Annotated in this window: 1 pseudogene; it reads left to right on the top strand. The window is 68.4% G+C overall.

The features are described 5' to 3' along the window. Positions 1–399 (top strand): annotated as a pseudogene (locus DY467_RS25680) (acyl-CoA dehydrogenase family protein); the annotation flags it as partial. Positions 400–430: the final 31 nt, after the last annotated feature.

Below are 430 nucleotides of genomic sequence, written 5' to 3'. Positions count from 1 at the left end.
TTCCGAGACATTGAGGACACGGTCGCGACCGCCACCACTGTCGGCTTTCTCGACTGGCTGCTGCACACCGTCGCGGCGCGGGTCGAGCGCAGCGAGGATCACGCGCTCACGCTCGGTCGCCTCGCCGGGCTGTTGTCGCTGGCGCAGGCGGCAAGCGCAGCCGCGGTGCGGGCGCTCGACAGCGGCGAGCCGCCGAATGGCGCGCGCGTGATCGGCGTTCGCAGCCTGGCGCGCAATCTCGTCGATGAGGTGCGTGCGCTGCTGCCCCCGGACCGCATCGACGACCAACTCACCCAATCGCTGGCGGCGTTCGACGTGCTGGCCAGTGTCGCGCGCGAGCCGCGCAAGCAGCGGCAGATCGCCCTCGGCCAATCTCTCTGGAGCAATCAAAAGCAATGACTGCGAATCTGCCGATGCAATCCATCGAAGC

The organism is Rhodopseudomonas sp. BR0G17, from assembly GCF_010907025.1.
In the GTDB taxonomy this organism is placed as follows: Bacteria; Pseudomonadota; Alphaproteobacteria; order Rhizobiales; family Xanthobacteraceae; genus Rhodopseudomonas; species Rhodopseudomonas palustris_H.
The sequence above is the reverse complement of the archived record's forward strand: the minus strand, read 5'-3'. Positions and strand labels throughout refer to the sequence as shown.